Source organism: Nitratireductor sp. B36, assembly GCF_020833685.1.
GTDB lineage: Bacteria > Pseudomonadota > Alphaproteobacteria > Rhizobiales > Rhizobiaceae > Nitratireductor.
Window position 1 is genome coordinate 1,039,865 of record NZ_JACKZY010000002.1, and the last position, 26,939, is coordinate 1,066,803.

Genomic DNA, 26,939 nt, shown 5'->3' on the forward strand with positions numbered 1-26,939 from the left:
TCTCGTCGCCCGAGAGAGGGAGGTCATTGCTGGAAAATCAGAAAGCCAGGAGGCGTGGATCGGCGCCCTACGGAAATCAGACTTCCGCCGGCAGGGAGAACTCTGCCTCTAGGGCCTGGCGATCCTGAATGCTGGCGAATTCGATGGCGACGCCGTCGTCGAAGTGACGGACCACCTGACCTCGCATTGTGCCAATATGAACCTGCGTGCCACGTTCGGGCCTGACTTCGCTCTCAATGGCGGCCCCGGAGAGCGATAGGTCGATAATGCGGCAACGATACTCGCGACCGTCCGGCAGACGCAGGACGCTGATCGGATTGCGTGGCGCGATGCGCTCGTGACGGCGATCTTCAGGCAGATCCAGTTCGTGCTTGTTGGCCAGCCAGGTAAGCTGGGCCGCGAGTTTATCACGCTTGCGCTCCGAGGCGACCACCGTCATGGCGAAACCATCACGGTTGACCCGGATAATTTCACCTTCAATGCGACCGACATGATCGAGATAGGCGATCACGCGCTCACCCTGTCGTCCGGATCGCTGGGCAATCAGGCAGACATCACCCGGCGACATATCTGTCACCCGGCAAGCATGCTCGCTACGGTCTTCCAGCATGAAGCGGCCGTAGATCGACACTTTCACGCGCTGAAAACTGCGTCGCTCATCGTCCAGATTGGACCGGTTTATCGCCGCTGACATGGTGGTATGCGCTCTTCGCTCTGGCGGTTCTTGCTGCCCTAAACAGGCAGCGCAATGTTATGCCTAAGCGGTTAACAAGCGGTAAGAGGCAACTATGCGTTGCGTCCCCCGTCAAAAACCACCAGATGGCGGAAGCGTCGCCCTTGTCCAGGTTCGATCAGGCTGTCCGTGATGGAGCGTTTTTCGGGAACCAGCGGGGGAACCTCAACCGCGGGCCGGTTTTTAAGAAGCACTGGTTCGCGATCGGCATCTATGAGACGAAGAGACGTTACTTCGCAGTCAACGAGACTCTCTGCGCCCAGCCAGAAAGGCTTTTCGCAGGCGAGGAGGGAGCCCATGGCGCGGGGGCTTTCCATGCCGCCTTCCAAAGGCAGCATCAAAAGCTCGAAGGCTGCTTTGTCGCCGGCCTTGTTCTTTCCGTCGAATGTTAGGATGACGACGGATTTCATGTCGAAGACACTGCGCGCGAGCTTCCCCACGACAGTCTGATCGCGGCCGGCCCATAAAGATGCAAAGGAAAGGCCCTTCAGCTCTTTTCCAAATGTGGCACACAGTCTGGTGCCGGCGAGGCGGAACACGGCTTCGCCCCGTGCATCCTTCTCGAGAATAAATGTATCTGCCAGAAGGGATTTGATCTCTGCCGGCTCAACTTCCGTGCGCCTGGGGGCCGGACGATTGCCACGCAACCTGTTCCAATATTGGAACAACGTTACCGAACCATCATGTCTCATGCCTCTTGGCTCCTTACTTTCGGCCCGGGCCTGTCTCATAGGCGGACAGGTGCGGGCATTTTCAATAGCGACATGTGGATGGGGTGCAGGTTGCGTGCCAAAGCGCCCGAGGTTGTTCACCTCACCGTTTTGTTAAGGTTAAAAAAGAGTTTCATTTGTAGGGATTCGCCGAAGCTGGCAGGGTTTTGGGAGATAGCAAGGCCGAATCATTGGCAGGCAGATACGGGCAGGACCGAAGTTCTGAATAGAACAAGAACCGGCAGGGGGGCTCGGCAAAGCCGTTCAGGTTGTTTGACCTGAACGGCTTTTTTCCTTCAGACAGGTCTGCTAGGCAAAATCATGAACAGTGAAGAAGACCGCCGCGCGGAGCTGTCTGCGCAAAACGAGACCCTACCGCATCACAGCGATGACGGACGCGAACCGGTGTTCAATCTGGCGCCTGTAGTGACGGGCCTAGGCCTTCTGTGCATCGCCATCTACGCGGTGGAAGCGTTCTGGCTTAACTTCGATCAGCAGATTTGGCTGATGGTCCACTTCGCGTTCATTCCCTTTCGCTACACGGGGCCGGTGGCGACGGATCTCTATGCCCTGACCAGTCCTGTCACCTATTCGTTTCTGCATGGGAGCTGGGGCCATCTGCTCGTGAACATGGTGTGGCTCGCCGCGTTCGGCTCTCCGCTTGCCAACCGGATTGGTGCGATCAGATTCCTTTGTTTCTGGGTGGCCGGAGCTTTGGCCGCAGTGGCGCTTCACTTTTTCCTTTACCCTTCATCGATGGTTCCGCTCGTGGGGGCTTCCGGTTCGATCTCGGCGATGATGGGAGCAGCAGCTCGGTTTGCCTTCCGGGTCGATCGCCGGGCGCAGAAGCCGGCGTTCACCGGCCCGGTCCTGCCGGTATCAGTGGTTTTGAGGTCGCGCATGGTGCTGGTCTTTCTTGGTGTTTGGATGGTTGCAAACCTCGTGACGGGCCTATTCAGCGGGACCGCGGTCGATGGGCCACAGATCGCATGGGAGGCCCATATCGGTGGCTTTCTTCTGGGATTTTTTGGCGTTCGGGCATTCGAACCCGGTCAGGCTGCCCGTTACTAGATTCGGCTACTTGTTGAGCGCCTGATGGAATTGCGACACTTGCCAAGCCGTCTTGCTCGGCGCAACATTGGCTTGTTGCGAGGAGAAGGAGATTGCCATGACGGTGAAGGCCATTCTGGACGCCAAAGGGCGCAATGTCGTCACCATTGCCCCAGATATGAAGCTCGCGGACGCAGCAAAGCTTCTGTCGGAACGCGGTATCGGTGCCGTCGTGGTGACCGAGCGCGATGGCCGTATTGCCGGCATATTGTCGGAACGCGACATTGTGCGCGTTGTCGGCAGGGATGGTGCTGTTGCTCTCGATCAGCCGATTTCCAGGGTTATGACGTCGAAGGTGCAGCGCTGTCATGAGCAGAACACCATCAACGAGGTCATGCAGATCATGACCACGGGACGTTTTCGCCATCTCCCAGTGGAAGAAAACGGCAAGATTGCCGGCATCATTTCCATCGGAGACGTGGTCAAGAAGCGGATCGAGGATGTGGAGCGTGAGGCGGAAGACATCCGCAGCTACATCGCCACAGCCTGAAAAATGAGAGGCTGCCTTTCGGCAGCCTCGCCCAACCTAGCGGTTGTCACCTTGTGAGCGAACCAATTCCAGTCCGCGTCTTGTAATGCGGTAAGGTCCGCCATTGCGCGACTTGATTGCGCGTTTGCGTTTGATTTTTCTGAAGATGATCATGTCGAGGCCGGGGAAATACCAGCCATCGCGGGTGATGCAGTTCAGTTCGATGATCTGGCCGCGGTCATCTTTCTCAATGTCTATGCGGCCGCCCTGCGCCAATATGTGCAGGATGCGCTGTTCTGCGCGGGAAATGTCCATTTCTTGAAGTCCTGGAAAAAACCAGTGGCCAAATGGCCACAAAACATCGCCGCGCCATCTCTGGATGGTGCGGGGGTTTCAAGGTTTTCTCGCCCCGACCCTGTCTTCGTTCAGGTTCGGGGCCTTACCGGGCCTCAAGGCTGATGGACATAAAAACTCCGTTGGTTCGGAGGTTTCATAATGCAAACTTCGGCAGGAATAAAGCGCTTGGCTTGCCACACGAGAGTGTTTGGTCTAGCGAATGCGCATCCAACTTCGAACCATCCGACTGCACGGCACCGTGAACCCATGACAATCATCGATACGCGCACGCCCGATCCCAAGCGTTTTATCTCCGGAGCCACTGGCGACTGGGAAATTATCGTGGGCATGGAAATCCATGCGCAGGTTACCTCTGAAGCAAAGCTCTTCTCGGGCGCCTCCACATCTTTCGGCGCTGAGCCCAATGCCAATGTGTCTCTCGTGGATGCGGCCATGCCCGGCATGCTTCCGGTGATCAATGAAGTGTGCGTGAAGCAGGCAATCCGCACGGGGCTGGGCCTTAAGGCGCAGATCAACCTGCGCTCCGTTTTCGACCGCAAAAACTATTTCTATCCGGACCTGCCCCAGGGCTACCAGATTTCCCAGTTCCAGCAGCCGATCGTCGGCGAGGGCAAGGTGACTGTTTCAGTCGGCCCGGCCAAGGACGGCTCGTTCGAGGAGATCGAGGTTGGCATTGAACGTCTGCATCTGGAACAGGACGCCGGCAAGTCGATGCATGACCAGCATCCGACCATGTCTTATGTGGATCTCAACCGATCCGGCGTTGCGCTGATGGAGATCGTCTCCAAGCCCGACATACGTTCGGCTGACGAAGCCAAGGCTTTCCTGACAAAGCTGCGCACCATCCTGCGCTATCTGGGCACCTGTGACGGCAACATGGACGAAGGCTCCATGCGCGCCGACGTGAATGTTTCCGTACGTCGGCCCGGTGGCGAATTCGGCACGCGCTGCGAGATCAAGAATGTGAACTCGGTGCGTTTCGTCGGTCAGGCCATCGAATCGGAAGCGCGTCGTCAGATCGCCATTCTGGAGGATGGCGGGTCGATCGATCAGGAAACCCGTCTGTTCGATCCCGCGAAGGGCGAAACGCGCTCCATGCGTTCCAAGGAAGAGGCGCATGACTACCGCTATTTCCCGGATCCGGATCTGGTGCCGCTGGAGTTCGACCAGGCATATGTGGATGCGCTTGCCGCTGATCTCACCGAGCTTCCCGATGAGAAGAAGGCACGGTTCATCGAGACATTCGGTCTTTCGGAATATGACGCATCGGTGCTTATTGCCGAAAAGGCCACAGCGGATTTTTTCGAGAAAGTTGCTGAAGGCCGTGACGGCAAGGCCGCAGCCAACTGGGTCATCAACGATCTTCTTGGCGCGTTGAACAAGGCCGGGCAGGGGATCGAGGACACAAGCGTGACCCCCGACCAGCTGGGCGCTATCATCGACCTGATCAAGGACGGTACGATTTCCGGCAAGATTGCCAAGGACCTGTTTGAGATCGTTTTCACTGAGGGCGGCGATCCGCGTGTCATCGTTGAAGAACGCGGGATGAAGCAGGTCACCGATACCGGTGCCATCGAAAAGGCCGTGGATGAGGTCATCGCGGCCAATCCGGACAAGGTCAAACAGGCCAAGGCCAAGCCTACGCTTGCCGGCTGGTTCGTCGGGCAGGTGATGAAGGCCACGGGCGGCAAGGCCAATCCGCAGGCGGTCAACGCGCTTGTGAAGGAAAAGCTCGGGATCGATGCCTGATAACGGCATGGATTTTTTCGTACGCACGGCAAGCGAGCGGGACTTGCCCGCCGTGCGTGCGCTTCTCGTGCAGACGTGGCACGACACCTATGACCCGATCTATGGGCGCGAGCGTGTGGTTGAAATTACCGATAGTTGGCATTCTCTGGATGCACTGAGCGCGCGTCTGAAACGGCCACACTCGGAATTCGTTCTGGCAGACAATGGCCGGCTGATTGGCGGCATGGCGTTTGCGGTGGCCGGAAAAGACGGCAAGGAAATCCAGCTGCACCAGCTCTATGTGCATCCTGAATGCCAGGGACAAGGCATCGGAATGGCGCTTTTCTCCGAGATCGCTCAATGCTTTCCGGAAGCGCGTGAAATCACGCTCGAGGTTGAAGAGGCGAACAGCAGGGCAAGAGCCTTTTACGCACATCTGGGATTTGAGGAGGTTGGGAGAAGCGGCGACTGCGGTGGTGCGGGCTTCGAGCTGCCGGCGCTCATTTATCGCCGGGGGCTTTGAAGGTGACGGGTGAGGGAGCGCGCACCGAAGGACTGTTGATACGAATCGCTGAAAGGCGTGATGTGGGGGCCATTGTCGCTCTCTTCGCTGCAGATGCGTTGGGTGGCCACGGCGATACGACCGAAGCGGAAGCGGCAGGGGCTTATCTTGCGGCATTCGAGCGCATCAGCCGTAGCCCGAACGATACGCTTTATGTGGCAGAACTGAACGGCGAGATCGTCGGTACATTCCAGACAACGCTCATTCCGGGAATGCCGGGTCGCGGTGGTACAAGCTTTCAGATCGAGGCTGTGCAGACGCGGCAGGATATGCGCGGCCGTGGAATAGGCGCGTTGATGATCAACCACGCCGTTTCAAAGGCGAGGGCGGCCAATGCACGTCTGGTACAGCTTATGTCCAATGAGACGCGCGAGCGCGCGCACGGGTTTTATGAGCGGCTTGGCTTTGCCAAAAGTCATGTCGGTTTCAAGATGAAGCTGAAATGACTCTGGAGGATCGACTGGAGGTCTTGCCTTCCGGCGCAGCGGACGCCATAACGCCAACCACGAGCCATCTGTGACGATGACAGCGAGCGACTTGAGGACGCCATGAAGAAGTTTTTGCTTCAGTTTTTCACCTGGTGGAACGGCCAGACGCTGGGCACGCGCTTCCACACGTGGCGCAAGGGCACACGCGTCGGTGAAGACGAATTCGGAAACATCTATTATGAAGGTGGTAAGGATTCCGAGGGACGCACGCGCCGCTGGGTGATCTATAATGGCATTTCCGATGCTTCGCTCGTTCCGCCCGGTTGGCATGGCTGGCTGCACCACCGTGTCGACGTGGCGCCTGTCGACGAGAACTACACGCCGCGCGAGTGGCAGAAACCGCATCTTCCTAATCTGACCGGCTCCCCCGCAGCCTACCGTCCGAAAGGTTCGATTGCCACTGGGGCGGATCGCCCGCGTGTGACTGGCGACTATGACGCCTGGACGCCCGGCGGCTGAGGCTGATCGCTGATCTCGCCACAATTGCGCAGTAGATTGCTGTTCGTCCATACGGACGCACAAAGGACGATCTGAACCATCGATAGAGCATCGGAACCAGCCGAATACCGGATTCCACTTTTCGGTCTGATGCTCTAGTCGTAAGCTTGACCGGGTTCTGGGCGATTCCGTCTGGTTGTCAGAGCTTGCAAGCGAACAAAACGGGTGTGGAGCCATATGAAGTCAGGCCAGAAGAAAAACGCCAGTTTCGGGCTGCTTATGGCGATGGGACTGGCGATAATGGCGACTGCGCCGGTCCAGGCTGCCAGAATCAAGCATCCGGTTGCCGAATTTACGGGTATCGACAAGATTACCGGACGAATCATCGCCTTTGATGTTTACATGGACGAGACAGTTCAGTTCGGAGCGCTGCAGGTCACGCCGCGGGTTTGTTACACGTCCGAGGAAACCGAAGAGCCACGCACCGACGCGTTTGTGGAAGTGGATGAGATCACCCTGGACCGGGAGATTCGACGCATCTTCACGGGCTGGATGCTTGCCGAGAGCCCTGGTCTGAACGCCGTCGAGCATGCGGTCTACGATGTCTGGCTCAAGGGCTGCAAGGAAGACACTGACGTACCCCCGCCGGAAACCAACTGATCTGAGCTCCGTTACGGATTGAAGCGGGCTTCACCGCTCTGCAGGGCCTCCTGCAAGAGCTGCTCGTAGCGGGCTCTGGGGACATCTATCGCCCCAAATTGCTTCAGATGCGGCGTGGTGAATTGCGTATCGAGGAGCATGAAGCCCTGTGCGCGCAGGCGCTCCACAAGGTGAGCAAGACAGATTTTTGACGCGTCGGTGCGGCGCGAGAACATGCTCTCACCAAAGAAAGCGCGCCCCAAGGTCACCCCGTACAGCCCGCCGACCAACCCTTCATCCGTCCAGGCTTCCACGGTGTGGCAATGGTCATTTTCAAACAAAAGCCCGTAGGCTTCGCGGATCGGAGCATTGATCCACGTTTCATCGCTGTCGCGCCTCGCTTCTGCACAGCCTTCAATGACCCCGTCAAAGTCTGTGTCGAAAGCAATGCGAAAAGGGTTGCGACGCAGGCGCTTTGCCAGGCTTTTGGGAACGTGAAACGCATCCAGTGGGATGATGCCACGCGTCTCTGGCCGCACCCAAAAAACCTCCGGATCCTCCGCGCTTTCCGCCATCGGGAAAACCCCGGTGGCGTATGCCCGAAGAAGAAGATCCGGAGGAATCCGAAATCCTGGTGCGAAAGGTCGTGCCATCGTGTCCAACCGGCGCGGCGCCGGAGAATCACAGCGAGCGGCGAGCCTCAGCTCGTCTTTGCCAGGTAATTCTCCAGCCAGTGGATGTCGTAATCGCCATTGGCGATGTCAGGATTGCCGACCAGATCCTGGAACAGCGGCAGGGTGGTCTTGATGCCATCCACCACAAATTCGTCCAGAGCGCGGCGCAGACGCATCATGCACTCAACGCGATTGCGCCCATGCACGATCAGCTTGCCGATCAGGCTGTCGTAGTAAGGCGGGATGCGGTAGCCCGAATAGACGCCCGAATCGACGCGGATGCCAAGACCGCCCGGCGTGTGGAAATGCGAGATGGTGCCGGGTGAGGGCGTGAAGGTGCGCGGGTCTTCGGCATTGATGCGGCACTCAATGGCGTGGCCCTCGAAGCGAACCTCATCCTGTGTGCAGGAAAGACCGCCGCCAGAGGCAACACGAATCTGTTCGTGCACCAGATCGATGCCGGTGATGGCTTCGGTGACCGGATGCTCCACCTGGAGACGGGTGTTCATTTCGATGAAGTAGAATTCACCGTTCTCGTAGAGAAACTCAATCGTACCGGCGCCCGAATAGCCGAGATCGGCGATCGCCTTTGAGACGACTTCGCCGATGCGGTTGCGCTGTTCGACATTGAGAGCGGGAGAGTTGGCCTCTTCCCAAACTTTCTGATGGCGGCGCTGGAGCGAGCAGTCACGTTCGCCCAGATGGATGGCATTTCCAGCACCGTCGCCCATCACCTGAACCTCGATGTGGCGCGGCTTTTCGAGATATTTCTCGATATACACCGCGTCGTCGCCGAAGGCTGCACCAGCTTCCGAGCGCGCTGTTGAAAGCGCCTCAGCGAGATCGGCCTCGGTGCGTGCGACCTTCATGCCGCGGCCGCCGCCGCCGGCAGAGGCCTTGATCAGAACCGGGTATCCGATGTCAGCGGCAATCCGCTTGGCTTCCACATCGTCGGTAACGGCGCCATCGGAGCCCGGAACGACGGGAATGCCAAGCTCTTTCACGGTTTTCTTGGCCGTGATCTTGTCGCCCATAATCCGGATATGTTCCGCAGAAGGCCCGATGAAGGTGAGGTTGTGGGCTGCCAGAATCTCGGAGAACTTGGCGTTTTCGGAGAGAAAACCGTAACCGGGATGAACGGCATCCGCACCGGTGATCTCGCATGCAGCCAGAATTTGATGAATGTTCAGATAGCTGTCGCGCGAGGGTGGTGGCCCGATGCATACACTTTCGTCGGCAAGGCGCACATGCATCGCATCCGCGTCGGCCGTGGAATGGACGGCGACGGTCTGGATGCCGAGCTCCTTGGCGGCGCGCAGAACGCGCAGGGCGATTTCGCCGCGATTGGCGATGAGGATTTTGTGAAACATGCGCGCCTGTCCCGGACTACTCGATCACAACCAGCGGCTCGCCGAACTCGACCGGCTGGGCATCCTCAAAGAGGATCGCCGTCACGGTGCCGGAGCGGGGAGCGGGGATCTGGTTCATGGTTTTCATCGCTTCGATGATGAGAAGCGTCTGGCCCTCCTTCACGGACTGACCGACCTGGATGAAGGGGCTCGCGCCTGGCGCAGGCGCCGCATAGGCGGTTCCGACCATCGGGGAGGGCACGGCATTCTTTGAATCAGCCGGATTTGCGGTGGGAGCCTCTTCCTTGGGCGAAACCGCGGGTGCAGCAGGAGCGGGAGCGGGGGCTGGCGCCGCGTAGGTCTGCACCGCCGCAGCGGCCTGTTTGGCCACGCGAATCCGCAGGTCGTCCTGCTCGACCTCGATTTCAGTGAGGTTGGTGTCGTTCAAGATCGTCGCAAGCTCGCGAATGAGTTGCTGATCGACCCCCGTCTTTTTTGTCGACATATTCTTATTCCTGCCTTGTTCTCAATCGGGCTGGCTTGCGGCCAACGCATCCAGCGCGAGTACATAACCGATTGTGCCCAAACCGCAAATCATGCCTTTTGCGGCCGGAGCAATCATCGAAACGTGGCGAAAGGCCTCGCGTGCGTGAATGTTGGAGATATGCACCTCGATCACCGGTAGCGGGCTGACGGCGCGGATCGCATCGTGAAGGGCAATGGACGTGTGCCCATAGGCACCGGGATTGATGACGACGCCAATCGCGCTTTCCCCTGCTTCATGGATCCAGTCAACGAGGTCGCCTTCGTGGTTGGACTGGCGAAACTCGACCTGCATTCCAAGAACCGAGGCCTTTTCCTGGCATGATGCTTCGATCCCCGCCAGGGTATCGCCGCCGTAGATGCCGGGCTCCCGTTTGCCGAGCGCATTTAGATTGGGCCCGTTCAATATGAAGACTGTTTTCGCCATGAAATTGTCCCCTGGCCCTTCGCAACACGCTCCGTATGCTCCTCTATAGAGGGCTTAGACCGTGCCGCAAAGATGGCAAGGGGCTTCTTTGTCTGTCCACAGCGCGCTCGAGGCGCCGATCAATTGCTTTGCGAGCGTGCCTGGTCGATTTTCTCGGCAAGAACATCCTTGCCAAGGGCGCCGAACACCACTTCATCGCCGATGACATAAGCGGGTGTACCGGTGACCGCAAGCTGATTCGCCAGTTCATAAGTCTCGGCAAAAATCTTTTGAATGGCGGGGTTCTCCATTTCCTTGCGCAACTCGGTCTCGTCGATCCCTGCCTCCTTAGCAATCTTGATTGCCAAATTGCCATCGGCGCGCGTTTCTGCACCTAGGAGCTGCTGATGAAACTCGGCGTATTTTTCCGGCGCGATGGCGTGCACAGCCATCGACACCACGTGAGCTTCACGGGATTGGGCGGAAAGGATGGGAAACTCCTTGAGAACGAAGCGAACATCATCATTCTCTTCCACCAGTGCCTGCATATCGGCCATGGCCCGTTTGCAGTATCCGCAATTGTAGTCAAAGAATTCAACCACAGTGATGGCTGCGTCCGGATTGCCGACCACACCGTCATAGGGACTATTGAAAAGCTGGTCTTTCTTTTCTTCCATGACAGCTTGCTGAGCCATTTTTTGCTCTTCACGCTGCTTGGCCTCAAGCGCATCCTGAACCTCCAGAAGGAGTTCGGGATTGTTGAGCAGGTAGTCGCGAACAATCTGTTCCACTTCTGGCTTGCCAAGCGGTGCCGCAGTCTCGGCTTGTGCAGCAACGCTGAACAGCGTGAAGGGCGCAAGCACAGCGGCCGTGGCGGCGAGCACTCGGATTTTTCTCGTGAAGATCATGTCATGTTCCGATTCATCTGTTTGGTTGAGCGGGTGCACTCATGCATCACTCATGGGTGCGGACGGGGCCGCAAAGGTTCATCCTAACCCGGTTTCTTGAACTGAATGATGTCCTGCGCACGCAGCCAGCCGGGCGTGCCGCGTTTCATGCGCTTTTGCGCTCTGGTGGCAAAGATTTTCGCATCCTGATACTGGCCGAGATGGAAATAGCCTTCTGCGGTGGCCAGTTCGGCAGCAGCGATTTCGCCGATCTGGCCATAAGCCTGGGCAAGATACCGATAGCCATTGGCATATTCGGGCTCGCGCGACAGGCCGGTTTGCAGCTCCGAAGCAGCTTTTCTCACCAGGTCCGGCTTGCCAGTCGCAAGCAGGGCCTGTCCGTAGCCCACCTGCAGAAGGCCCGGGGTTCCAGGCGCAAGGGAAAGTGCGCGCGCATACGCATTGGCGGCGTCTTCAGGCCGGTTGGCTTTGATGAGGATATCTCCACGAAGTTCCTGGAGATAGGGGTTGCCTGGCATTTGAGAAATCAGCGCGTCAACCTTTTGCAAGGCGGTACGCGGATTGCCAGTAAGATATGTGGAGATCGCATCGCCATAGCGTGCAGGGATGCCTCGAGGATCGTTGCGGAACAGGCGCTGCACAGCCTGGCCGCCCTCCATGTAGGCGGCAATCTTGGCGCGCATCATGTCATGACGCAGCTGCAGTTCCGGCGGATCCTTGCGATCGAAGTGGCTGCTCTTGCGGGCGAGCTCCTCCAGATTGGCGATGCGTTCACGCGGCATGGGATGGCTAATCTGGTAGGGGTCGACATTGACCCCGGCGAGTGCCATGCCCCCTGCCAAACGTTCGAACGTTTTAAGCATCCCTCTGGCCGACTGTCCGGTCCGATTGAGGTATTCAATAGCGGTCCGGTCCGCAGTGGCTTCTTCGGAGCGCTGATAGCCAAGCAGGCTGCGGCGCGCCATTTCGGCGCCTCCAGCCGCCATGCCAACGCCAGCAGACGCCAGCCCGCGAGAGTCAGAGGCCGCGCCTGCGACGCCCGCACCGATTCCGATCAGGGCAGAAACGATCGCCATGGTTTGGGCCCGCTGCAACTGTTGGCGCAAACGCTCCTGGTGGCCGCCCGCGATATGGCCGGCTTCATGGGCGATCACGCCGATCACCTCGTTGGGGGTCTCCGCATCCGTCAGAGCGCCAGTGTGAATGAAGATACGGCGTCCATCCACAAACGCATTGAAGCTGCGATTGTTGACCAGGACAATATCGATACCAGATCTCGCAAGCCCAGCGGCCTTGAGAATCGGGCGAGCGTATTCCGAGATAAGCGCTTCAATTTCCGCGTCGCGGACAACGGTCACGCGGGCCTGTGCAAATGCGGCAGGGGCCGTGACCACGGTCAGATAAGCGGCAGCTAGGAAGAAGGCAATCGTTCGCGTCACAGTCATGTAGGCCATGGGGTTTCTCACAAGCATTGCCGAAGTGGTAGACGAGCATAAGGGCAATGGGAAGGCAGAACCGCGTGTGATCATGGAGTTGTGATCCATCGCGTCGCTATGTCCCGAACGCAAGAAGCCGGCGCGGGGCGCCGGCTTCCAAGGATGAAAGAACGAAGGCTGGAAGCGGATTTCGGTGTTCTCCAGTCGTCGATCAAAAAGTTGAGCGTCTCACGTTCTTCCAGGTTCGCGGCCTAGAAGAAACTTTTACGTTGCCACCAGCCGGTTTTGCGCGGTCGATCAGTTTCCGATGATTCTGACGACGACACCACGGGTTCGGCTTCTGCCGCGACACCGTCTCTGGCAGGACGTTCGTTTTCCTCTGCCTTGGCTTTTGTTGACGTCCGCCGGGTGGAGGTTCGACGTTTTTTCGTAGCCGCGGTCACACTCTCTGCAGATGCAACCGTCTCGGTGGACCCGTCCTCGGCAGCCTTCTCCTCTGCAGGGGGTGTTGCGCCATTGCTCGTGTCTTCCGGCGTATGGGCTTCGGTTGCAGAAGTCGACGTCTTGCGTGCACGACGGCGCGGTTTCTTGGCCGGCTTCTCATCCGTTGCAGCTTCCTGCTGGGCGTCGGCCGGTGTTTCCTGTTGTACCGCCTCTGCCGATGCTTCGATGTTGTCCGAATTGTCGGCCTGCACCGTTTCGGAAGCGACGGTTTCGCCGTCCTGATTCACATCCTGGGATTGGCTCTCTCGGCGGTTTTTCCGCCCGCCCCGTTTTCCGCGATGGCGCTTCTTGCGTTCGCCTTCACCGGCTTCGGCGGTCGCGGTGTCGAGAGTTTCCTCGGCGGTCGCAATCTCGTCTTTTGCGTTCCCGTCGGTCGCGGTGGCGTCAACTGCGCTGTGCTCTGTGCTTTCAGCTGTGCTCTGCTCGGTCGCAGCCTCGCCATTGTTGTTGCGATTGCGACCACCGCGCCGCTTGCGCTTGCGCCGACGTTTGCGAGGCTCGCCATCCTCACCATTGGTGGCTTCGTGGGAAGGAGCGGCGGCTTCTTCCGGTTCCGAAATTTCGATCGGAGCGGTCGGGGCAGGCTGTTCCATACCGGACTTGTCCGCTGGTTGCTGCCTTGTGATCGCAAAATGCTGCGCGCCGACTTCATCATCCGCTTCAACGGTGATGCTCACGCCGAAGCGGTTTTCCATCTCAACGAGGTTGGCGCGCTTGTGGTTGAGGAGATAGAGCGCTGTGGGTGTGGGGGTCCTTACAGCGATGTTGTTGCGGGAATCCTTGAGAAGATATTCCTCAATGGAGCGGACCACGAACAATGCCACCGAGGAATCGGAACGAATATGCCCCGTGCCACCGCAATGTGGGCAGGGCTGCATCGTGCTTTCAAGAACGCTTGCACGAATGCGCTGACGCGACATTTCCAGAAGTCCGAAATGCGAGATCCGCCCCACCTGAATGCGTGCGCGATCATTCTTGAGGCAATCCTTGAGCCGCTTTTCGACGGCACGGTTGTTTCGGTTTTCCTCCATATCGATGAAATCGATCACGATCAGGCCTGCAAGATCCCGCAAGCGCAACTGACGCGCAACTTCTTCCGCGGCTTCCAGATTGGTCTGGAGCGCGGTGTCTTCAATGGAGTGTTCCTTCGTGGAACGGCCGGAATTGACATCGATCGCGACCAGCGCTTCCGTCTGGTTGATGATGATGTAGCCACCTGATTTCAATGTCACCTGGGGTTGCAGCATCCGGTCCAGCTGCGCTTCGATGCCATTGCCTGCGAAGATCGGCGTGACCTCACGATAGGGCTGCACAACCTTTGCGTGGCTCGGCATGAGCATCCGCATGAAATCCTTGGCTTCGCGATAACCCTCCTCGCCAGCGACCAGAACTTCGCCGATATCCTTGTTGTAGAGGTCGCGTACGGATCGTTTGATCAGGCTCCCTTCCTCATAAACCAGGGCAGGGGCCGTTGATTCCAGCGTCAGGGTGCGGACCTTTTCCCAAAGACGCATCAGATAATCGTAGTCGCGCTTGATTTCCGCCTTGGTGCGGTTGGCGCCGGCTGTACGCAGGATCACTCCCATGCCCTGCGGGACATCGAGCTGCTTTACCACATCCTTCAGGCGTTTGCGGTCCTGAACATTGGTGATCTTCCGCGAGATGCCGCCGCCGCGAGCGGTGTTTGGCATCAGGACAGAGTAACGTCCGGCGAGCGAAAGATAGGTGGTCAACGCCGCGCCCTTGTTGCCGCGTTCTTCCTTGACCACCTGGACCAGAAGTATCTGGCGGCGCTTTATGACTTCTTGGATCTTGTAATTTTTGCGGGCAGCACGACGCGGGGGCTGAACCTCTTCAAGCGCGTCATCGGCGCCTACAGTGTCGACGTTCTCTTCCTCGTCGTCGCCGTTGCTTTCGTCGACGTCGCCATCGTCCTTGGAGCGGCCGCGGCGGGAGCGTTTGGCACGGGGTTCTTCCGAAACGACGTCTCCTGCCGCTTCGGCAGCCATGGATGCGGGCTTGTCCTCGCCTTCATCTTCGACGGTGTCGTCGTCACCGGACGAATCATTTTTTTCTTCGTCGCCGACGCTTTCGTCCTGCTTCGCAGATTTCTTGCGGGTGTTGGCGCGGCGACGCTTCCGTCCGTTCTTCTGTGACTGACGCTGTTCGCCTTCCTCCTCGTCTTCATCCGCCTTGGCTTCTGCAGCCTCGGCTTCGATGAGCGCTTGGCGGTCCGCTACGGGGATTTGATAATAATCAGGATGAATCTCGCTGAAGGCGAGAAAGCCGTGCCTGTTTCCACCATATTCGACGAATGCCGCCTGAAGCGAAGGTTCGACACGTGTCACACGCGCAAGATAGATATTTCCGCGAAGCTGCTTCTTATCCTGAGATTCGAAATCGAATTCTTCGATGCGATTACCGCGAAGGACGACAACCCTTGTTTCCTCCGGATGGGAGGCATCTATTAGCATTTTGTTCGGCATAAATTCTTGTCTCCCCGGCAGGGAACGATTGTCGGGCCGGACTCCACGTGGGTCGCCGCAAGCCAGTGTGACAATCTGTGCCGGATAATCTGAGGTTCGTCGGCGTTGAAGGCCGCGCGAAATTGGGCCGGAACACCGATTTCGCGGTGCGCTTTAATCCGGATCTATTTCCAATCGCGCCTGAAGCCATTCCATCGCCCGGCAGAACCGTTTCAACCAAAGCCCGGATTTACGGGCCAGCTTTTGCTCATAGCGAGCCGGCACGGACGTTTCTTAAGGTCCGGCCGTTTCCTACGTCAGAGCTCTCATGTCTGGAGATTGCCCTGAAAAATTCCTTCTGAATCACCGCCCGTTCCGGTTTGCGGCGGCGGAAAAGGTTCGCCCCATTGCTCATCGCCGTTTGTCAGCAGGGACTCAAACCAAGGACGCTTATCGCGATGATTCATAGATGCTTTTATGATTTGACAGTTGTATTGGCAACCCTGATTTCCATCGGCGGGCTGCACTGAAGGCTGATGGAGAAGCGTGTCATCAATTGCCCAACGGTTGCCGACAGCGCATAAAAACTGGGAATTTTCCGGCGATTCGAAAGAAAAACGCCATTTTTCTCAGAAGGAATCGGTCTCGATTCGATGGAAATTCGCACAAGGCATCGCAAAGAGGCAGTTTTGCACAGACCGACACTATTCATTTGGGCTCTTTTCGCGGCGATCACTCTTGCTTTCAACAATGCCGTTGGTGGTGAGCCGATCTTCAAGGCGCACGACTACAAGATGGCTGGCGATGCGCAGTACACGCGCATCGTTGTTCATTTCGATCAGGAGCCTGAATTCCGGTGGTTTCTCTTGCGCGATCCCAGCCGGTTGGTTGTTGATCTTCCGCCGACGGAATTTTCGTTCGATCCGTTGGAATTGCGCGCTCGCGGTCTGGTCGAATCTGTCCAGTACGGTGCGGTTGACGCGTCTCGCGCGCGACTGCTCTTCCGGGCGGTGGGTCCGTTCTCTGTCGAAAAAGCCGAGGTGATGAAGAATGAAACCTCAGAAGGATTTCGCCTGATCATTGAGATGCGTGCCAGCTCAGCGGAAGATTTCGATGCAGCGCTTCGTGCGAGCATGTTGCAGCCCCAATCGGTGGAGCCAGCGGAGGGCGCCACACCGGTGCAAGATCGCTTTACCGTTGCGCTGGATCCAGGACATGGCGGTGCGGATGGCGGCGCCCGCGGCATCAACGGGACGATCGAAAAGCAGATCACCTTGCTGTTTGCGCTTGAGCTCGCCCGGAAACTGGAGAAAACAGGGCGTTACCAGGTCGTCCTGACGCGTGAAGATGACCGGTTTCTGCGTCTCGACGAACGGGTCCGGATCGCGCGCGAGAAAGGCGCAGATCTGTTTGTCTCGGTTCACGCCGACGCCATCGCTATCCGCAGTGTGCGGGGCGCAACTGTGTACACGGTTTCAGACAAGGCATCGGATGCCGAGGCGGCGGCGACAGCGGCCCGGGAAAACCTTTCGGACGAGATTGCCGGCAAGGTGCCCGAAGAGGAGCAAGATGAAGTTGAGGATATTCTTGTTGATCTTATCCGGCGCGAGACCCACGCGTTCTCCATCCGCTTTGCCCGCACCCTCATCGGCAAATTGTCTGATACGGTTCAATTGGTGAAGAATCCGCATCGCTACGCGGGTTTCCGGGTTCTTCGTGCGCCTGATATACCCTCAGTGCTTCTGGAACTCGGCTATTTGTCGAACCCGGAAGATGAAGCCCAACTTCGGGATCCGAAGTGGCGTGCTGAGACGATGGATGCGATTGTCGAAGCTGTGGGCTACTTTGCGAAGGCCAATGGCGCTGCGGGCGGATGATTAAAAGACGTTGCAAGACTGCAACGCTTGAAATGATTAACGTTGTCAGTGGTTCTGCCGTTTATGCCGCCGCATTTTGCCCACAAGGCTGAGGCAGTAAGAACCCATGCAGGATTTTCCGGAAACACCTGGTGCTCCGGGCGGAAGATCATGACAAAAAGTGGTATATAGAATCGCTGGCAGCGAAGAGGGCGGAGTGTGTCGCAGCGACACGGCAGGACTTCGTCACTGGTCTTCGTGAGGCGGTTGGAATTTGAAAGACAGCTCTGGCGGTTTTGACTTTTTGCAGCAAAAGGCCGCGCCGGAGTATGAATTGGAGCGGGCATGGTACGTCTCATCGGGTATTTCTTTGGCGTTGGCATCGTGCTGGCGTTGCTGGTGGCAGCGGGCATCGCGCTATATGTCGGCGATCTTACGAAAGATCTTCCCGACTATGAGGTGCTGGCGAAATATGAGCCGCCGGTGACCACCCGTGTTCATGCTGCTGACGGCGCGTTGATGGCTGAATTCGCGCGCGAGCGTAGATTGTACCTTCCCATCCAGGCAGTACCTGATCGGGTCAAGGCCGCGTTTCTCTCTGCCGAAGACAAGAACTTTTACAAGCACCCGGGCGTTGACGTGACAGGCCTTGTGCGTGCTGTGATCACCAATATCCAGAATTTTGGTTCTGGCCGCCGCCCCGTCGGAGCATCGACGATCACACAGCAGGTGGCAAAGAACTTCCTGTTGACGTCCGATCAGACCATGCAGCGCAAGATCAAGGAGATGGTGCTCTCCTTCCGCATCGAGCAGGCTTATTCCAAGGACCGTATTCTTGAGCTCTACCTGAACGAGATCTTTTTCGGCCTTGGCTCCTATGGCATTGCCGGAGCGGCGCTAACCTATTTTGACAAATCCGTCAATGAACTGACGCTCGCCGAAGCGGCTTACCTCGCGGCGCTTCCGAAAGGTCCCTCCAATTATCACCCTTTCCGGTACACGGAGCGCGCCATTGAGCGCCGCAATTGGGTGATCGATCAAATGGTCGAGAACGGCTATGCAACTGCAGAGGAGGGCGAAAAAGCCAAGGCGACCGGGTTGAACGTTTCTCCGCGCCGACGCGGGACCTATCTCTTTGCGGGCGAGTACTTCACAGAAGAGGTTCGTCGCGACATCATCTCACGCTATGGCGAGGACGCGCTGTATGAGGGTGGCCTGTCCGTTCGCACGACACTCGATCCGAAACTGCAGCTCTACGCCCGTAAGGCGTTGCAGAATGGTCTGATCCGCTACGATACGCTGCGCGGATACCGCGGGCCTGTTACGCAGATCGACGTTTCGGGAGACTGGGGTGCGCCGCTTGGCGAGATTGACGAGTTGAGCGATGTGCCGGAATGGAAACTCGCTGTCGTTCTTGGAACCGAAGATGAGAAAATTTCCATAGGTATCAAGCCTGAGCGCACAGTCTCCGGCGCTCTTTCGGAAGACAGGGAAACAGGTACAATCGCGCTTGAGGACATGAAATGGGCCATGCGGCATGTCGTCGACGGCGAACGTCTCAAGGCCAACAAGCAATCGGACGTTCTGAAGCCGGGCGATGTGATTTTCGTCGAGAAGAAGCCGGATGCCGAGCGCGCTTGGCAATTGCGTCAGGTGCCGGAAATTGAAGGGGCGCTGGTGGCCATGGATCCCCATACGGGACGTGTTCTGGCCATGGTTGGCGGCTTTTCCTATGCCGATTCCCAGTTCAATCGGGCAACACAAGCCTATCGTCAGCCGGGTTCCGCCTTTAAGCCCATCGTATACGCCGCAGCATTGGACAATGGCTACACGCCGGCTTCAGTCGTGCTTGACGCACCGATCTCGATCCAGGTCGGCAATGAGGTCTGGGAGCCAAAGAATTATGGCGGAAAGTCCGCCGGTCCCTCCACGCTGCGTGCTGGTATCGAGCGGTCGCGCAATCTCATGACCGTGCGCTTGGCCAAGGACATGGGCATGCAGCTGGTAGCCGATTATGCAGAGCATTTCGGCATTTATGACAAGATGCTTCCGGTGCTGGCCATGTCCCTTGGCTCCGGTGAAACGACGGTCATGCGCATGGTGTCGGCTTATGCGGTGATGGCAAATGGCGGCAAGCAGATCGTTCCGTCGCTGATTGACCGTATTCAGGACCGCTACGGAAAAACCGTCTACAAGCATGACCGCCGTGAATGCGTCGGCTGTGTCGCAAGCGAGTGGAAAGGGCAGGAGGAGCCGGAGATCATCAATGATCGCGATCAGGTTCTCGATCCCATGACCGCTTATCAGATTACCTCAATGATGCAGGGCGTGGTGTCGCGGGGTACCGCGGTCACGGTTTCCGAGCTTGGCCGCCCGATTGCCGGTAAGACAGGGACGACGAATGACGAGAAAGACGCCTGGTTCGTCGGCTATACACCCGACCTGGTCGTTGGCGTGTTCATGGGCTATGACACGCCACGCCCGATGGGGCGTGGCTCCACTGGCGGTGGCCTTGCGGCTCCGATCTTCAAGGAGTTCATGGCGAATGCGCTGAAGGATATGCGCCCCGTCGATTTTCAGGTTCCGGAAGGCATGAACATCATTCCCATCGATCGCAAGACGGGAATGCGCGCCCAGGCAGGGCAACCCGGTGTGATCATGGAAGCCTTCAAACCGGGGACGGGGCCCGCCGACAGCTATTGGGTTATCGGTATGGAGGACCTTGAAGGAGCAGGTACCCCTCGGGTCATTTCTCCGCAGGCAAATCGTGCTGTGAACTCGGGGGCTGGTGGGCTCTACTGATATTGTTGCCTGAGAGTGCGCGTGTCCGCTTTACACATGCGGGCACGCTCCATATGGTCCGACACGATTCAGGACGCCGTTTCTGAAAAAAATCCAAACAAACCGAGGTGTTAATCTGCAATGCGCGCAGAAACCGAAAATCTTGTCGACGAAATCAAGCAGGCCATAAGCCTGCTGAGGAGGCATCTTTGACTGGGATGAGGCGGTAAAAAGGCTCGATTATCTCAATTCTCGCGCTGAAGAGGCCGATCTGTGGAACGATCCGCAAGAGGCCCAGAAGCTTATGCGCGAGCGTCAAATGCTCGAAGAAAACATCACCAGTGTTCGCAGCCTTTCGCAGGCGCTCGAGGACAATGTCGGTTTGATTGAACTTGGCGAGGAAGAGGGCGACACTTCCGTGGTTTCGGAAGCCGAAGCTGCTCTCAAGGCGCTCAAAGAAGAGATCGCCGCCCGTCAGGTCGAAACCTTGCTCTCCGGAGAGGCTGACAGCAACGACACCTATCTGGAGATTCATGCCGGTGCGGGTGGCACCGAAAGCCAGGATTGGGCGCAAATGCTGCTGCGGATGTACACGCGATGGGCAGAGCGCCGCGGCATGAAAGTCGACGTGATGGAGGTCCATGACGGCGAAGAGGCTGGCATCAAATCTGCGACACTGTTGATCAAGGGGCGAAACGCCTATGGGTGGCTGAAGACGGAGTCGGGCGTGCATCGCCTTGTTCGTATTTCTCCCTATGACAGCAATGCGCGGCGGCACACCTCTTTCGCCAGTGCCTGGGTCTATCCGGTTATCGATGACACGATCGAGATTGATATTCCCGACTCCGAGGTTCGCATCGACACATATCGGGCTTCGGGAGCGGGTGGTCAGCACGTCAACACGACCGACTCGGCTGTTCGCATAACGCATATCCCGAGTGGCATTGTGGTTCAGTGCCAAAAGGAACGGTCACAGCACAAAAACCGCGCTACTGCCTGGGACATGTTGCGGGCTCGCCTCTATGAAGAAGAGCTCAAAAAGCGTGAAGACGCTGCCAGCGCGACCGAGGCCTCAAAGACGGATATTGGCTGGGGCCATCAGATTCGCTCCTATGTCCTGCAGCCATATCAGTTGGTGAAAGACCTGCGCACCGGCGTGGAAAGCACAAGCCCTCAAGATGTACTCGACGGCAAACTGGATGCTTTCATGGAAGCGGCCTTGTCGCAGCGTGTTCATGGCAGCGACGGCGCGGAGGTCGAGGACCTGGCATAGCTGCCTGTTTACCCCGGCGCGACATTTCTTGCGGGCGGACGCGTGGCGTTCGCCCGTTTTTATTTTCAGGACTCGCTTTTGAGATATTCGGCGATCTTGCGCCCTGCCGTAATAAAGCGGGCGGGGTTTATGGCGGCGCCGGATCTGCGAACTTCGTAATGGAGATGTGGTCCTGTGGAGCGGCCACTGGAACCGACTTTTCCCACCGTGGTTCCCACATCTACCTTGTCACCAGTCTTTACGAGAATCTTGCTCATATGCGCATAGCGGGTCGTCAGGCCATTTCCGTGATCAATCTCCACCATGCGTCCATATCCGCCGTTCCATCCTGCTTTGATGACAGTGCCTGCACCGGTGGCATGAATGGACGCGCCGCGTTTGGCTCGGAAGTCGATGCCCGAATGGTGTGCAAGGCGGCCGAGAAAGGGATCTTTCCGCGCGCCGAAACGGCTCGAGATCTGTGCTCCCGGGGCAGGGCTTGCCAGCGGTAGACGCCTTGCCTTGGCCTTGACCTCATTGAGATGGGACAGCGCTTCATCCAGTTCGCGCACCTGATCCTCAAAAACCAGAGCAGATGTGGATGCCAGAAGGGGACCTCCGATATTCTGTTCTCTATGGTCGCTGGCGATTGTCAGCCCCACATCTTCTAACGAACCAGCTATGGCATCAGCCGTCTGGTAGGCATCGTCGGCAAGCAATCTCACACTGTCAATCTGTTCGGTTTCGATAGTCTCCAGCGCACGATTGAGCTTTACGAAAAGGTAGTCGGCTTTATCGGCAGCCGACAATTTCTCACTTTTCTGCGAGGTCCTCGAGCGGAGTGGCCAGGGGACTGAGCCAGTATGGGAGGGGGCAAACGAAGCGACCGCGATGCTGCCGGTGGCGGTCGGGTCGAGTAGCGGTTTGTTCTCGGCCTTGATCCTGGGCCTTGGCTCTGGCACAGGCGGGTTGGCGGGCAACAATTCGGCCCCCGCGCGGTTGAGCACAGGGTCAAGCCGGCTTTGTCGTTTGGTCAACTGATCCTGCCGCGCAAGCAGCTCACCGACCTTTTCTTGCATGAATTGTTGATCAAGAAGTTGCCGGCTGGTCACGCGATCCAGTTGTGCTCGAAGCGCAGAAATTCGATCTTCGTATGCCTGCTGGAGCCGTGCCTGCCGGGCAACGGTGGCGCCGATGAGATCATCCCGGAATACCAGATACGAGGTGGCAAGGAGATAGCCTATCGCCAGCGCGGCCACAGCCGAACCAGCCATGGCGGCGATCCATGGCCGCACTGTGAAATGCCGGATCGTATCACCCCGCGCGATAATAATCGTATGGGGTTCCTTACGTTTGCCGAAAACCGCAGATTGCTGTGGGCGCATCGAAAATCGTACTTATATTGAGCAGACCTTGTTCGATACCGATTACACTTGATTAGGGTTAACAAAGTTTTTCGTGCCGTGGTTGAGCGGCATTAAAAAACACAAGAGCTGGTGTAGTCTCTTCTCTGGTGAAATACAGGTTGGGGATGCAGCTGCAAACCAATTGGCAAAGAGAGCCTATCAGCGGCCCGATTCCAGCGCTTTTGTGGCATCCAGCACTGACTGGGCGTGGCCCGGCACCTTTACTTTGCGCCAACACTCGGCAATGCGGCCCTCACGGTCGATCAAGTAGGTGGAGCGCTCGACACCCATATATTTTCGCCCATACATGCTTTTCTCGACCCAAACGCCGTATGCTTGAAGTGTCTCCTTCTCCTGGTCGGAAACAAGAGACACTGTCAACGCGTGTTTGCTTTTGAACTTGTCGTGGCTTTTGGGACTGTCTGGGGACATGCCGAGAAGCACCGTGTCCAGGACGTCGAATTCGGGTTTGAGCGCTGTAAAGTCGATTGCTTCTGCAGTGCAGCCGCTGGTGTCGTTTTTCGGGTAAAAGAAGAGAACGACGTTTTTCCCGCGGAAGTCCGACAATCTGATTTCGCCGCCACCATCTGCGGGCAATGCAAAATCCGGTGCTTCGCTTCCTTTGACGGGTCCTGTCATTTTCTTTCCCCTGTTTGTGGATAGGCGGTGGAAGGGAGAGATATAATCAAGTCGATGGATTCGTCCATGGCTGCGCGTGTCGACGGGAACGGTTTTGGATCAGCAAGGTGCTTCACATAGAAAGGTCAGGTTCAAGCGCGGCGAGATTGCGGCTCTCGAGACTTACCCCTCTACCCATGAGAGGGCGCGCCGGGTTCTCCGGCGTTCTGTTTTCTGGCGCTGGCTAAGGCGTGGCGTCGCCGGATTGGCATTCGCGGTTGCGCTCCTCGTTGCGCTTGGTCTGGTCCTCCAAGTGGTGGGGACAGGAACCATCGGTCAGGAGCGGCTGCGGTCGGCGGCGCAGCGGGCGCTGACCTCCCTTGCTGGTTATGACGTCGAGACCACGATGGGGGCCTTGAGGTTGGTCCCCAGCGACCGCAGTCTGATCGCTCTTGAGATACGCGATGTGCATCTGACGAAGGTCGAAACCGGCGAAACCCTGATCAATGCCGACACGCTCCGGTTTGGTTTCAGGATGTTGCCCCTGCTCACAGGGCAGATCAAGGTAGGAAGCGCCGAGATTTCCGGTGCCCGCATTCAGCTTGCCGCATTGTCATCACGATCTGAAGAAGTGGCCGCCGTCGCGCGCTGGAGAAAGCCTGTCGATCCGAGCCTGGTTGAGAAAGATGTTTTTGACGGTCTCAGGCGTGTTTATGCACTGACCGAACGCATGGGAACGCGATATCTGCGTCTGCGCGATGTGGAGGTCGTCCTGGATGAGGCCTCCAAGCGGAGCGTGGCCATCGACATCAATGCGTCCATGGCGCCTTCAGGAAAGTTCGATTTCAAGAGCAATGTCTCACTCGACGACCATGGTTTGGAAATTGTTGGAACTGCCTTACGCCCCATGCGAGAGGGGCCGATCCAGTCGCTGGATGTGGAAATTTCGGCTCCGAAGCCGTCGCTCCTGGAAACCGCGCGCGCTGTTTCCGGGCGCGATGAACGAACACTCGGCCTTCTTGGGGCGGTCCGCCTATCGCTGAGTGGCGGCGAAAGCAAAATCGGTAATGGCCGGCTGAAACTCGAACTGGCTCTGGAAAACGCCCCCTTTGATCTTGGAGAAGATGGGGTTTTGTCCGCGACGGGCCGTATCCGCGCCGAGGTCGGGGATGATGAGGGCATGATCGTTATCAACCAAGCGAACATGGTTGTCGGTCGCTCTGCGTTCAATTTTACAGGGCGGATTGTCCCTGTCCAAAACACCGGAACCGGGAATGCGGTCTATCGCTTTGATCTCGCCAGCAGCAAATCCACAATCGCACCGATTGATTCTCCTGAGGCTGCCGTTCCCTTCGTTGCAGGCGTTTCTGGACGGATAGACACAGCAAGTGGACGCATCGTCGGAGATACGATCCGCATTGCCACCGCATCCGGTGTGATCACGGCGAGCGCTGCGGTCACCCTCAGGTCTGGAAAGACGCCAGGGCTTTCGCTCGCCGTCTATACCGAAGGTATGCCGACCCATGAGGTGAAGCAGTTCTGGCCGTGGTTTGCTGCCTCAGGCGCGCGCGAGTGGGTTCTTGGGAACCTGTTCGGCGGGCGGGTCGCCGAAGGCAATCTTCGCCTGCGTGTGCCGCCGGGGCGTTTTGGCAATGGAAAACCGCTGAACAATGAAGAAGTCAGTGGAGCCTTCACGGTTGCTGATGCGCGGTTCGACATCGCTGGGCGGATACCGCCGGTGCGGGACGCCGTCGGACGCATCGCATTTCAGGGCTCAGATATCGATATTGCCATCGAAGCGGGCACGGTCTTCATGCCGAGTGGGCGGAAAGTGGCTGCCAGCAAGGGATCGCTCACGGTGCGCAATGCCCATGTAAAACCACGCATCGGCAAACTTGAGATAGACGTGGCAGGTAAGGCTCCGGCCATTGTCGAACTGGCTTCATATGAACCTATCGACGTGTCCGACAAGATCGACATTTCGCCTCAGGATGTGACTGGTGATGTGACCGGACATGTGACCGCCGACATCCCCTTGAGCGATGGGATACCGCGCGAGGATCTCGGTTGGCAGGCGACTTTGGAATACAAGGATCTTTCGATCGCCAAGCCCTTTGATGGGCAGATGGTTGCGGATGCCAACGGAGTGCTGATCGTTGAGCCGGGCAGGGCGGACATATCCGCTTCGGCGACCCTGAATGGTGTGCCGGCGCGTCTGGACCTCGTTGAACCTTTCGGAGAGTCCGAGCTGAAGCGTTCACGTAGGATCGAACTGACGCTCGACGACAAGCTGCGCAACAAAGTGGTGCCTGGCCTGGATGGCATCCTGTCTGGTCCCATGACGGTGGACTATTCTGAACTCGCCGATGGGCGCAAGGCGCTCTCGGTAAAACTCGACCGAACCCGCCTGACGCTTCCCTGGATTAACTGGAGCAAGGGGGCCGGAATCCCGGCGAAGGCGTCTTTCGTTCTCCAGGAGACACCATCGTCGATGGAGCTGACCGACTTTCGACTAACGGGCGAGACATTTTCGGCCGAAGGGCGCATCACCATTGCCGACGGCGAGCTCTCCGGCGCACGTTTCGTCAAGGCCAGACTGAACCGAGGGGACGAATTTTCAGTCTCTATCGACCGGTCAGGCAGGAACTACAAGGTAACAGTCAGCGGTGCGTCGTTGGACGGGCGCGCGATGATCAAGCATTATCTCGCAACCGGGCAGGGCAGCGCCGATAACGGAGGTGGTGCGGGGGCGAATGCCGGCGTCACACTTGACGCGAAACTTGCCCGCGTGACCGGGTTCGGCGGTGCGGTTCTGAGGGATGTTGCCCTCAATTACGCGTCTGCCGCGCAAGGCGCGGGCCGCCTCGAAATCTCTGCGACGACGGCCTCGGGCGGAAAGGTGACTGTGACGCGTGGCCCAAGCGGTATCGCCGCCAATTCATCGGATGCCGGCACGGTGATGCGCTTCGTCGATTTCTACGAGAACATGGAAGGCGGGCGGATGGCCTTGTCGCTGAGCGAAGGGAAAGGCGGTGTATTGAGCGGGCGCGTATCAGCTGAGAATTTTTTCATCGTTGACGAACCGCGCCTGCGTTCGCTGGTGTCCGCAACCGAAAGCGCTGGCGAGGTAGATGCCAACAGAATCAGCTTCGAACGTGGCTATGCAACAGTGCTGAAGGGCCCCCGCCGCCTGGAGCTCAGAGATGGTGTTCTGCGCGGGCCATTGATCGGCACGACCTTTCAGGGAACCCTTTTTGACGCGAACGACAATATCGCGATTACCGGTACCTTCATGCCGCTTTATGGCCTGAACCGCATCTTTGGTGAAATCCCGGTGTTCGGCGAAATCCTTGGAAACGGGCGCGATCGCGGGCTGATTGGAATTACCTATCGGCTTTATGGCAAGCTCGCCGAGCCTCAGATGGAGGTGAACCCCATCTCGGCCATCGCCCCAGGTATCTTCCGGCAGATATTCGAGTTTCGATAAAAAAAGTGCGCCCGGACGGG

At 57.9% G+C, this 26,939-nt stretch carries 23 protein-coding genes; 11 read left to right on the forward strand and 12 right to left on the reverse strand.

Annotation, left to right across the window (positions count from 1 at the left end; translation table 11 throughout):
• Nucleotides 1-76: 76 nt before the first annotated feature.
• Together H7H48_RS11500 and H7H48_RS11505 are read right to left on the reverse strand one after the other, a co-directional pair.
• Nucleotides 77-694: a PilZ domain-containing protein gene (locus tag H7H48_RS11500; RefSeq protein ID WP_229449171.1), complete on the reverse strand. Its 618-nt coding sequence runs from the start codon at nucleotides 692-694 to the stop codon at nucleotides 77-79.
• Between the two features lie 92 nt (nucleotides 695-786).
• Entirely contained in the window at nucleotides 787-1,425 is a 639-nt protein-coding gene (locus tag H7H48_RS11505) for a PAS domain-containing protein (RefSeq protein ID WP_229449172.1), read from the reverse strand.
• Nucleotides 1,426-1,764: 339 nt separating this feature from the next.
• Here H7H48_RS11505 and H7H48_RS11510 point away from each other — a divergent pair, with 339 nt between their 5' ends.
• The gene (locus tag H7H48_RS11510; RefSeq protein WP_229449173.1) at nucleotides 1,765-2,514 is read left to right on the forward strand and encodes a rhomboid family intramembrane serine protease; all 750 of its coding nucleotides are present in this window, start codon (nucleotides 1,765-1,767) and stop codon (nucleotides 2,512-2,514) included.
• Between the two features lie 97 nt (nucleotides 2,515-2,611).
• Nucleotides 2,612-3,043 carry a CBS domain-containing protein gene (locus tag H7H48_RS11515; protein WP_229449174.1) on the forward strand — a complete coding sequence of 144 codons (432 nt, stop codon included), beginning with the start codon at nucleotides 2,612-2,614 and terminating at the stop codon, nucleotides 3,041-3,043.
• Nucleotides 3,044-3,079: 36 nt separating this feature from the next.
• Here H7H48_RS11515 and H7H48_RS11520 read toward each other — a convergent pair whose 3' ends face one another.
• Entirely contained in the window at nucleotides 3,080-3,337 is a 258-nt protein-coding gene (locus H7H48_RS11520) for a YjhX family toxin (protein ID WP_229449175.1), read from the reverse strand.
• Nucleotides 3,338-3,625: 288 nt separating this feature from the next.
• On the opposite strand from H7H48_RS11520, the gene gatB reads away from it, so the two are divergent.
• From gatB to H7H48_RS11545, 5 genes are all read left to right on the forward strand, one after another.
• Nucleotides 3,626-5,128, forward strand: a complete 1,503-nt coding sequence (gatB, locus tag H7H48_RS11525; RefSeq protein WP_229449176.1) for an Asp-tRNA(Asn)/Glu-tRNA(Gln) amidotransferase subunit GatB — start codon at nucleotides 3,626-3,628, stop codon at nucleotides 5,126-5,128.
• Between the two features lie 7 nt (nucleotides 5,129-5,135).
• The gene (locus H7H48_RS11530; protein WP_229449177.1) at nucleotides 5,136-5,630 is read left to right on the forward strand and encodes a GNAT family N-acetyltransferase; all 495 of its coding nucleotides are present in this window, start codon (nucleotides 5,136-5,138) and stop codon (nucleotides 5,628-5,630) included.
• Nucleotides 5,631-5,632: 2 nt separating this feature from the next.
• Nucleotides 5,633-6,115: a GNAT family N-acetyltransferase gene (locus H7H48_RS11535; RefSeq protein WP_229449178.1), complete on the forward strand. Its 483-nt coding sequence runs from the start codon at nucleotides 5,633-5,635 to the stop codon at nucleotides 6,113-6,115.
• A gap of 102 nt (nucleotides 6,116-6,217) precedes the next feature.
• Complete coding sequence (locus H7H48_RS11540) at nucleotides 6,218-6,616, forward strand: NADH:ubiquinone oxidoreductase subunit NDUFA12 (protein WP_229449179.1); 399 nt, start codon at nucleotides 6,218-6,220, stop codon at nucleotides 6,614-6,616.
• Between the two features lie 258 nt (nucleotides 6,617-6,874).
• Complete coding sequence (locus H7H48_RS11545; RefSeq protein WP_229449258.1) at nucleotides 6,875-7,255, forward strand: DUF2155 domain-containing protein; 381 nt, start codon at nucleotides 6,875-6,877, stop codon at nucleotides 7,253-7,255.
• Nucleotides 7,256-7,266: 11 nt separating this feature from the next.
• On the opposite strand, the gene aat is transcribed toward H7H48_RS11545, so the two are convergent.
• From aat to H7H48_RS11580, 7 genes are all read right to left on the reverse strand, one after another.
• Complete coding sequence (gene aat, locus H7H48_RS11550) at nucleotides 7,267-7,887, reverse strand: leucyl/phenylalanyl-tRNA--protein transferase (protein ID WP_229449180.1); 621 nt, start codon at nucleotides 7,885-7,887, stop codon at nucleotides 7,267-7,269.
• Nucleotides 7,888-7,934: 47 nt separating this feature from the next.
• Nucleotides 7,935-9,278: an acetyl-CoA carboxylase biotin carboxylase subunit gene (gene accC, locus H7H48_RS11555; protein WP_229449181.1), complete on the reverse strand. Its 1,344-nt coding sequence runs from the start codon at nucleotides 9,276-9,278 to the stop codon at nucleotides 7,935-7,937.
• A gap of 16 nt (nucleotides 9,279-9,294) precedes the next feature.
• Nucleotides 9,295-9,762 (reverse strand): acetyl-CoA carboxylase biotin carboxyl carrier protein, encoded by a 468-nt coding sequence (gene accB, locus H7H48_RS11560; RefSeq protein ID WP_229449182.1) that lies wholly within the window; start codon nucleotides 9,760-9,762, stop codon nucleotides 9,295-9,297.
• A gap of 21 nt (nucleotides 9,763-9,783) precedes the next feature.
• A complete protein-coding gene (gene aroQ, locus H7H48_RS11565; protein ID WP_229449183.1) occupies nucleotides 9,784-10,227 on the reverse strand; it encodes a type II 3-dehydroquinate dehydratase in 444 nt (147 codons plus the stop codon).
• Between the two features lie 119 nt (nucleotides 10,228-10,346).
• A complete protein-coding gene (locus H7H48_RS11570) occupies nucleotides 10,347-11,114 on the reverse strand; it encodes a DsbA family protein (RefSeq protein WP_229449184.1) in 768 nt (255 codons plus the stop codon).
• Between the two features lie 83 nt (nucleotides 11,115-11,197).
• A complete protein-coding gene (locus tag H7H48_RS11575) occupies nucleotides 11,198-12,559 on the reverse strand; it encodes a M48 family metalloprotease (protein ID WP_229449259.1) in 1,362 nt (453 codons plus the stop codon).
• A gap of 242 nt (nucleotides 12,560-12,801) precedes the next feature.
• On the reverse strand, nucleotides 12,802-15,540 hold the full coding sequence (locus H7H48_RS11580; RefSeq protein ID WP_229449185.1) for a ribonuclease E/G: 2,739 nt from the start codon (nucleotides 15,538-15,540) through the stop codon (nucleotides 12,802-12,804).
• 668 nt (nucleotides 15,541-16,208) lie between these two features.
• On the opposite strand from H7H48_RS11580, the gene H7H48_RS11585 reads away from it, so the two are divergent.
• The 3 genes from H7H48_RS11585 to prfB all read left to right on the forward strand — a co-directional run bounded on the left by H7H48_RS11585 (nucleotide 16,209) and on the right by prfB (nucleotide 21,429).
• A complete protein-coding gene (locus H7H48_RS11585) occupies nucleotides 16,209-17,396 on the forward strand; it encodes an N-acetylmuramoyl-L-alanine amidase (RefSeq protein WP_229449186.1) in 1,188 nt (395 codons plus the stop codon).
• Nucleotides 17,397-17,720: 324 nt separating this feature from the next.
• A complete protein-coding gene (locus tag H7H48_RS11590) occupies nucleotides 17,721-20,177 on the forward strand; it encodes a penicillin-binding protein 1A (RefSeq protein ID WP_229449187.1) in 2,457 nt (818 codons plus the stop codon).
• 120 nt (nucleotides 20,178-20,297) lie between these two features.
• Nucleotides 20,298-21,429, forward strand: a protein-coding gene (prfB, locus tag H7H48_RS11595; protein WP_229449188.1) for a peptide chain release factor 2 whose coding sequence is annotated in 2 segments (ribosomal slippage) — nucleotides 20,298-20,366 and nucleotides 20,368-21,429 — 1,131 coding nt in all. Because the reading frame shifts where the segments join, the coding sequence is not laid out codon by codon here.
• A gap of 65 nt (nucleotides 21,430-21,494) precedes the next feature.
• Here prfB and H7H48_RS11600 read toward each other — a convergent pair.
• Both H7H48_RS11600 and H7H48_RS11605 read right to left on the reverse strand, forming a co-directional pair.
• Entirely contained in the window at nucleotides 21,495-22,793 is a 1,299-nt protein-coding gene (locus tag H7H48_RS11600) for a M23 family metallopeptidase (protein ID WP_229449189.1), read from the reverse strand.
• Nucleotides 22,794-22,973: 180 nt separating this feature from the next.
• Complete coding sequence (locus tag H7H48_RS11605) at nucleotides 22,974-23,453, reverse strand: peroxiredoxin (RefSeq protein WP_229449190.1); 480 nt, start codon at nucleotides 23,451-23,453, stop codon at nucleotides 22,974-22,976.
• A 244-nt stretch (nucleotides 23,454-23,697) separates the two neighbouring features.
• Between H7H48_RS11605 and H7H48_RS11610 the strand changes: the two genes are divergently transcribed.
• Nucleotides 23,698-26,919, forward strand: a complete 3,222-nt coding sequence (locus tag H7H48_RS11610) for a DUF3971 domain-containing protein (RefSeq protein ID WP_229449191.1) — start codon at nucleotides 23,698-23,700, stop codon at nucleotides 26,917-26,919.
• Nucleotides 26,920-26,939 lie beyond the last annotated feature (20 nt).

Excerpts from the sequence above, each read along its gene's own strand:
- H7H48_RS11500 (WP_229449171.1), bottom strand. The coding sequence starts at position 694 with ATGTCAGCGGCGATAAACCGGTCCAATCTGGACGATGAGCGACGCAGT.
- H7H48_RS11505 (WP_229449172.1), bottom strand. The coding sequence starts at position 1,425 with ATGAGACATGATGGTTCGGTAACGTTGTTCCAATATTGGAACAGGTTG.
- H7H48_RS11510 (WP_229449173.1), top strand. The coding sequence starts at position 1,765 with ATGAACAGTGAAGAAGACCGCCGCGCGGAGCTGTCTGCGCAAAACGAG.
- H7H48_RS11515 (WP_229449174.1), top strand. The coding sequence starts at position 2,612 with ATGACGGTGAAGGCCATTCTGGACGCCAAAGGGCGCAATGTCGTCACC.
- H7H48_RS11520 (WP_229449175.1), bottom strand. The coding sequence starts at position 3,337 with ATGGACATTTCCCGCGCAGAACAGCGCATCCTGCACATATTGGCGCAG.
- gatB (WP_229449176.1), top strand. The coding sequence starts at position 3,626 with ATGACAATCATCGATACGCGCACGCCCGATCCCAAGCGTTTTATCTCC.
- H7H48_RS11530 (WP_229449177.1), top strand. The coding sequence starts at position 5,136 with ATGGATTTTTTCGTACGCACGGCAAGCGAGCGGGACTTGCCCGCCGTG.
- H7H48_RS11540 (WP_229449179.1), top strand. The coding sequence starts at position 6,218 with ATGAAGAAGTTTTTGCTTCAGTTTTTCACCTGGTGGAACGGCCAGACG.
- H7H48_RS11545 (WP_229449258.1), top strand. The coding sequence starts at position 6,875 with ATGGCGATGGGACTGGCGATAATGGCGACTGCGCCGGTCCAGGCTGCC.
- aat (WP_229449180.1), bottom strand. The coding sequence starts at position 7,887 with ATGGCACGACCTTTCGCACCAGGATTTCGGATTCCTCCGGATCTTCTT.
- accC (WP_229449181.1), bottom strand. The coding sequence starts at position 9,278 with ATGTTTCACAAAATCCTCATCGCCAATCGCGGCGAAATCGCCCTGCGC.
- accB (WP_229449182.1), bottom strand. The coding sequence starts at position 9,762 with ATGTCGACAAAAAAGACGGGGGTCGATCAGCAACTCATTCGCGAGCTT.
- aroQ (WP_229449183.1), bottom strand. The coding sequence starts at position 10,227 with ATGGCGAAAACAGTCTTCATATTGAACGGGCCCAATCTAAATGCGCTC.
- H7H48_RS11570 (WP_229449184.1), bottom strand. The coding sequence starts at position 11,114 with ATGATCTTCACGAGAAAAATCCGAGTGCTCGCCGCCACGGCCGCTGTG.
- H7H48_RS11575 (WP_229449259.1), bottom strand. The coding sequence starts at position 12,559 with ATGACTGTGACGCGAACGATTGCCTTCTTCCTAGCTGCCGCTTATCTG.
- H7H48_RS11580 (WP_229449185.1), bottom strand. The coding sequence starts at position 15,540 with ATGCCGAACAAAATGCTAATAGATGCCTCCCATCCGGAGGAAACAAGG.
- H7H48_RS11590 (WP_229449187.1), top strand. The coding sequence starts at position 17,721 with ATGGTACGTCTCATCGGGTATTTCTTTGGCGTTGGCATCGTGCTGGCG.
- H7H48_RS11600 (WP_229449189.1), bottom strand. The coding sequence starts at position 22,793 with ATGCGCCCACAGCAATCTGCGGTTTTCGGCAAACGTAAGGAACCCCAT.
- H7H48_RS11605 (WP_229449190.1), bottom strand. The coding sequence starts at position 23,453 with ATGACAGGACCCGTCAAAGGAAGCGAAGCACCGGATTTTGCATTGCCC.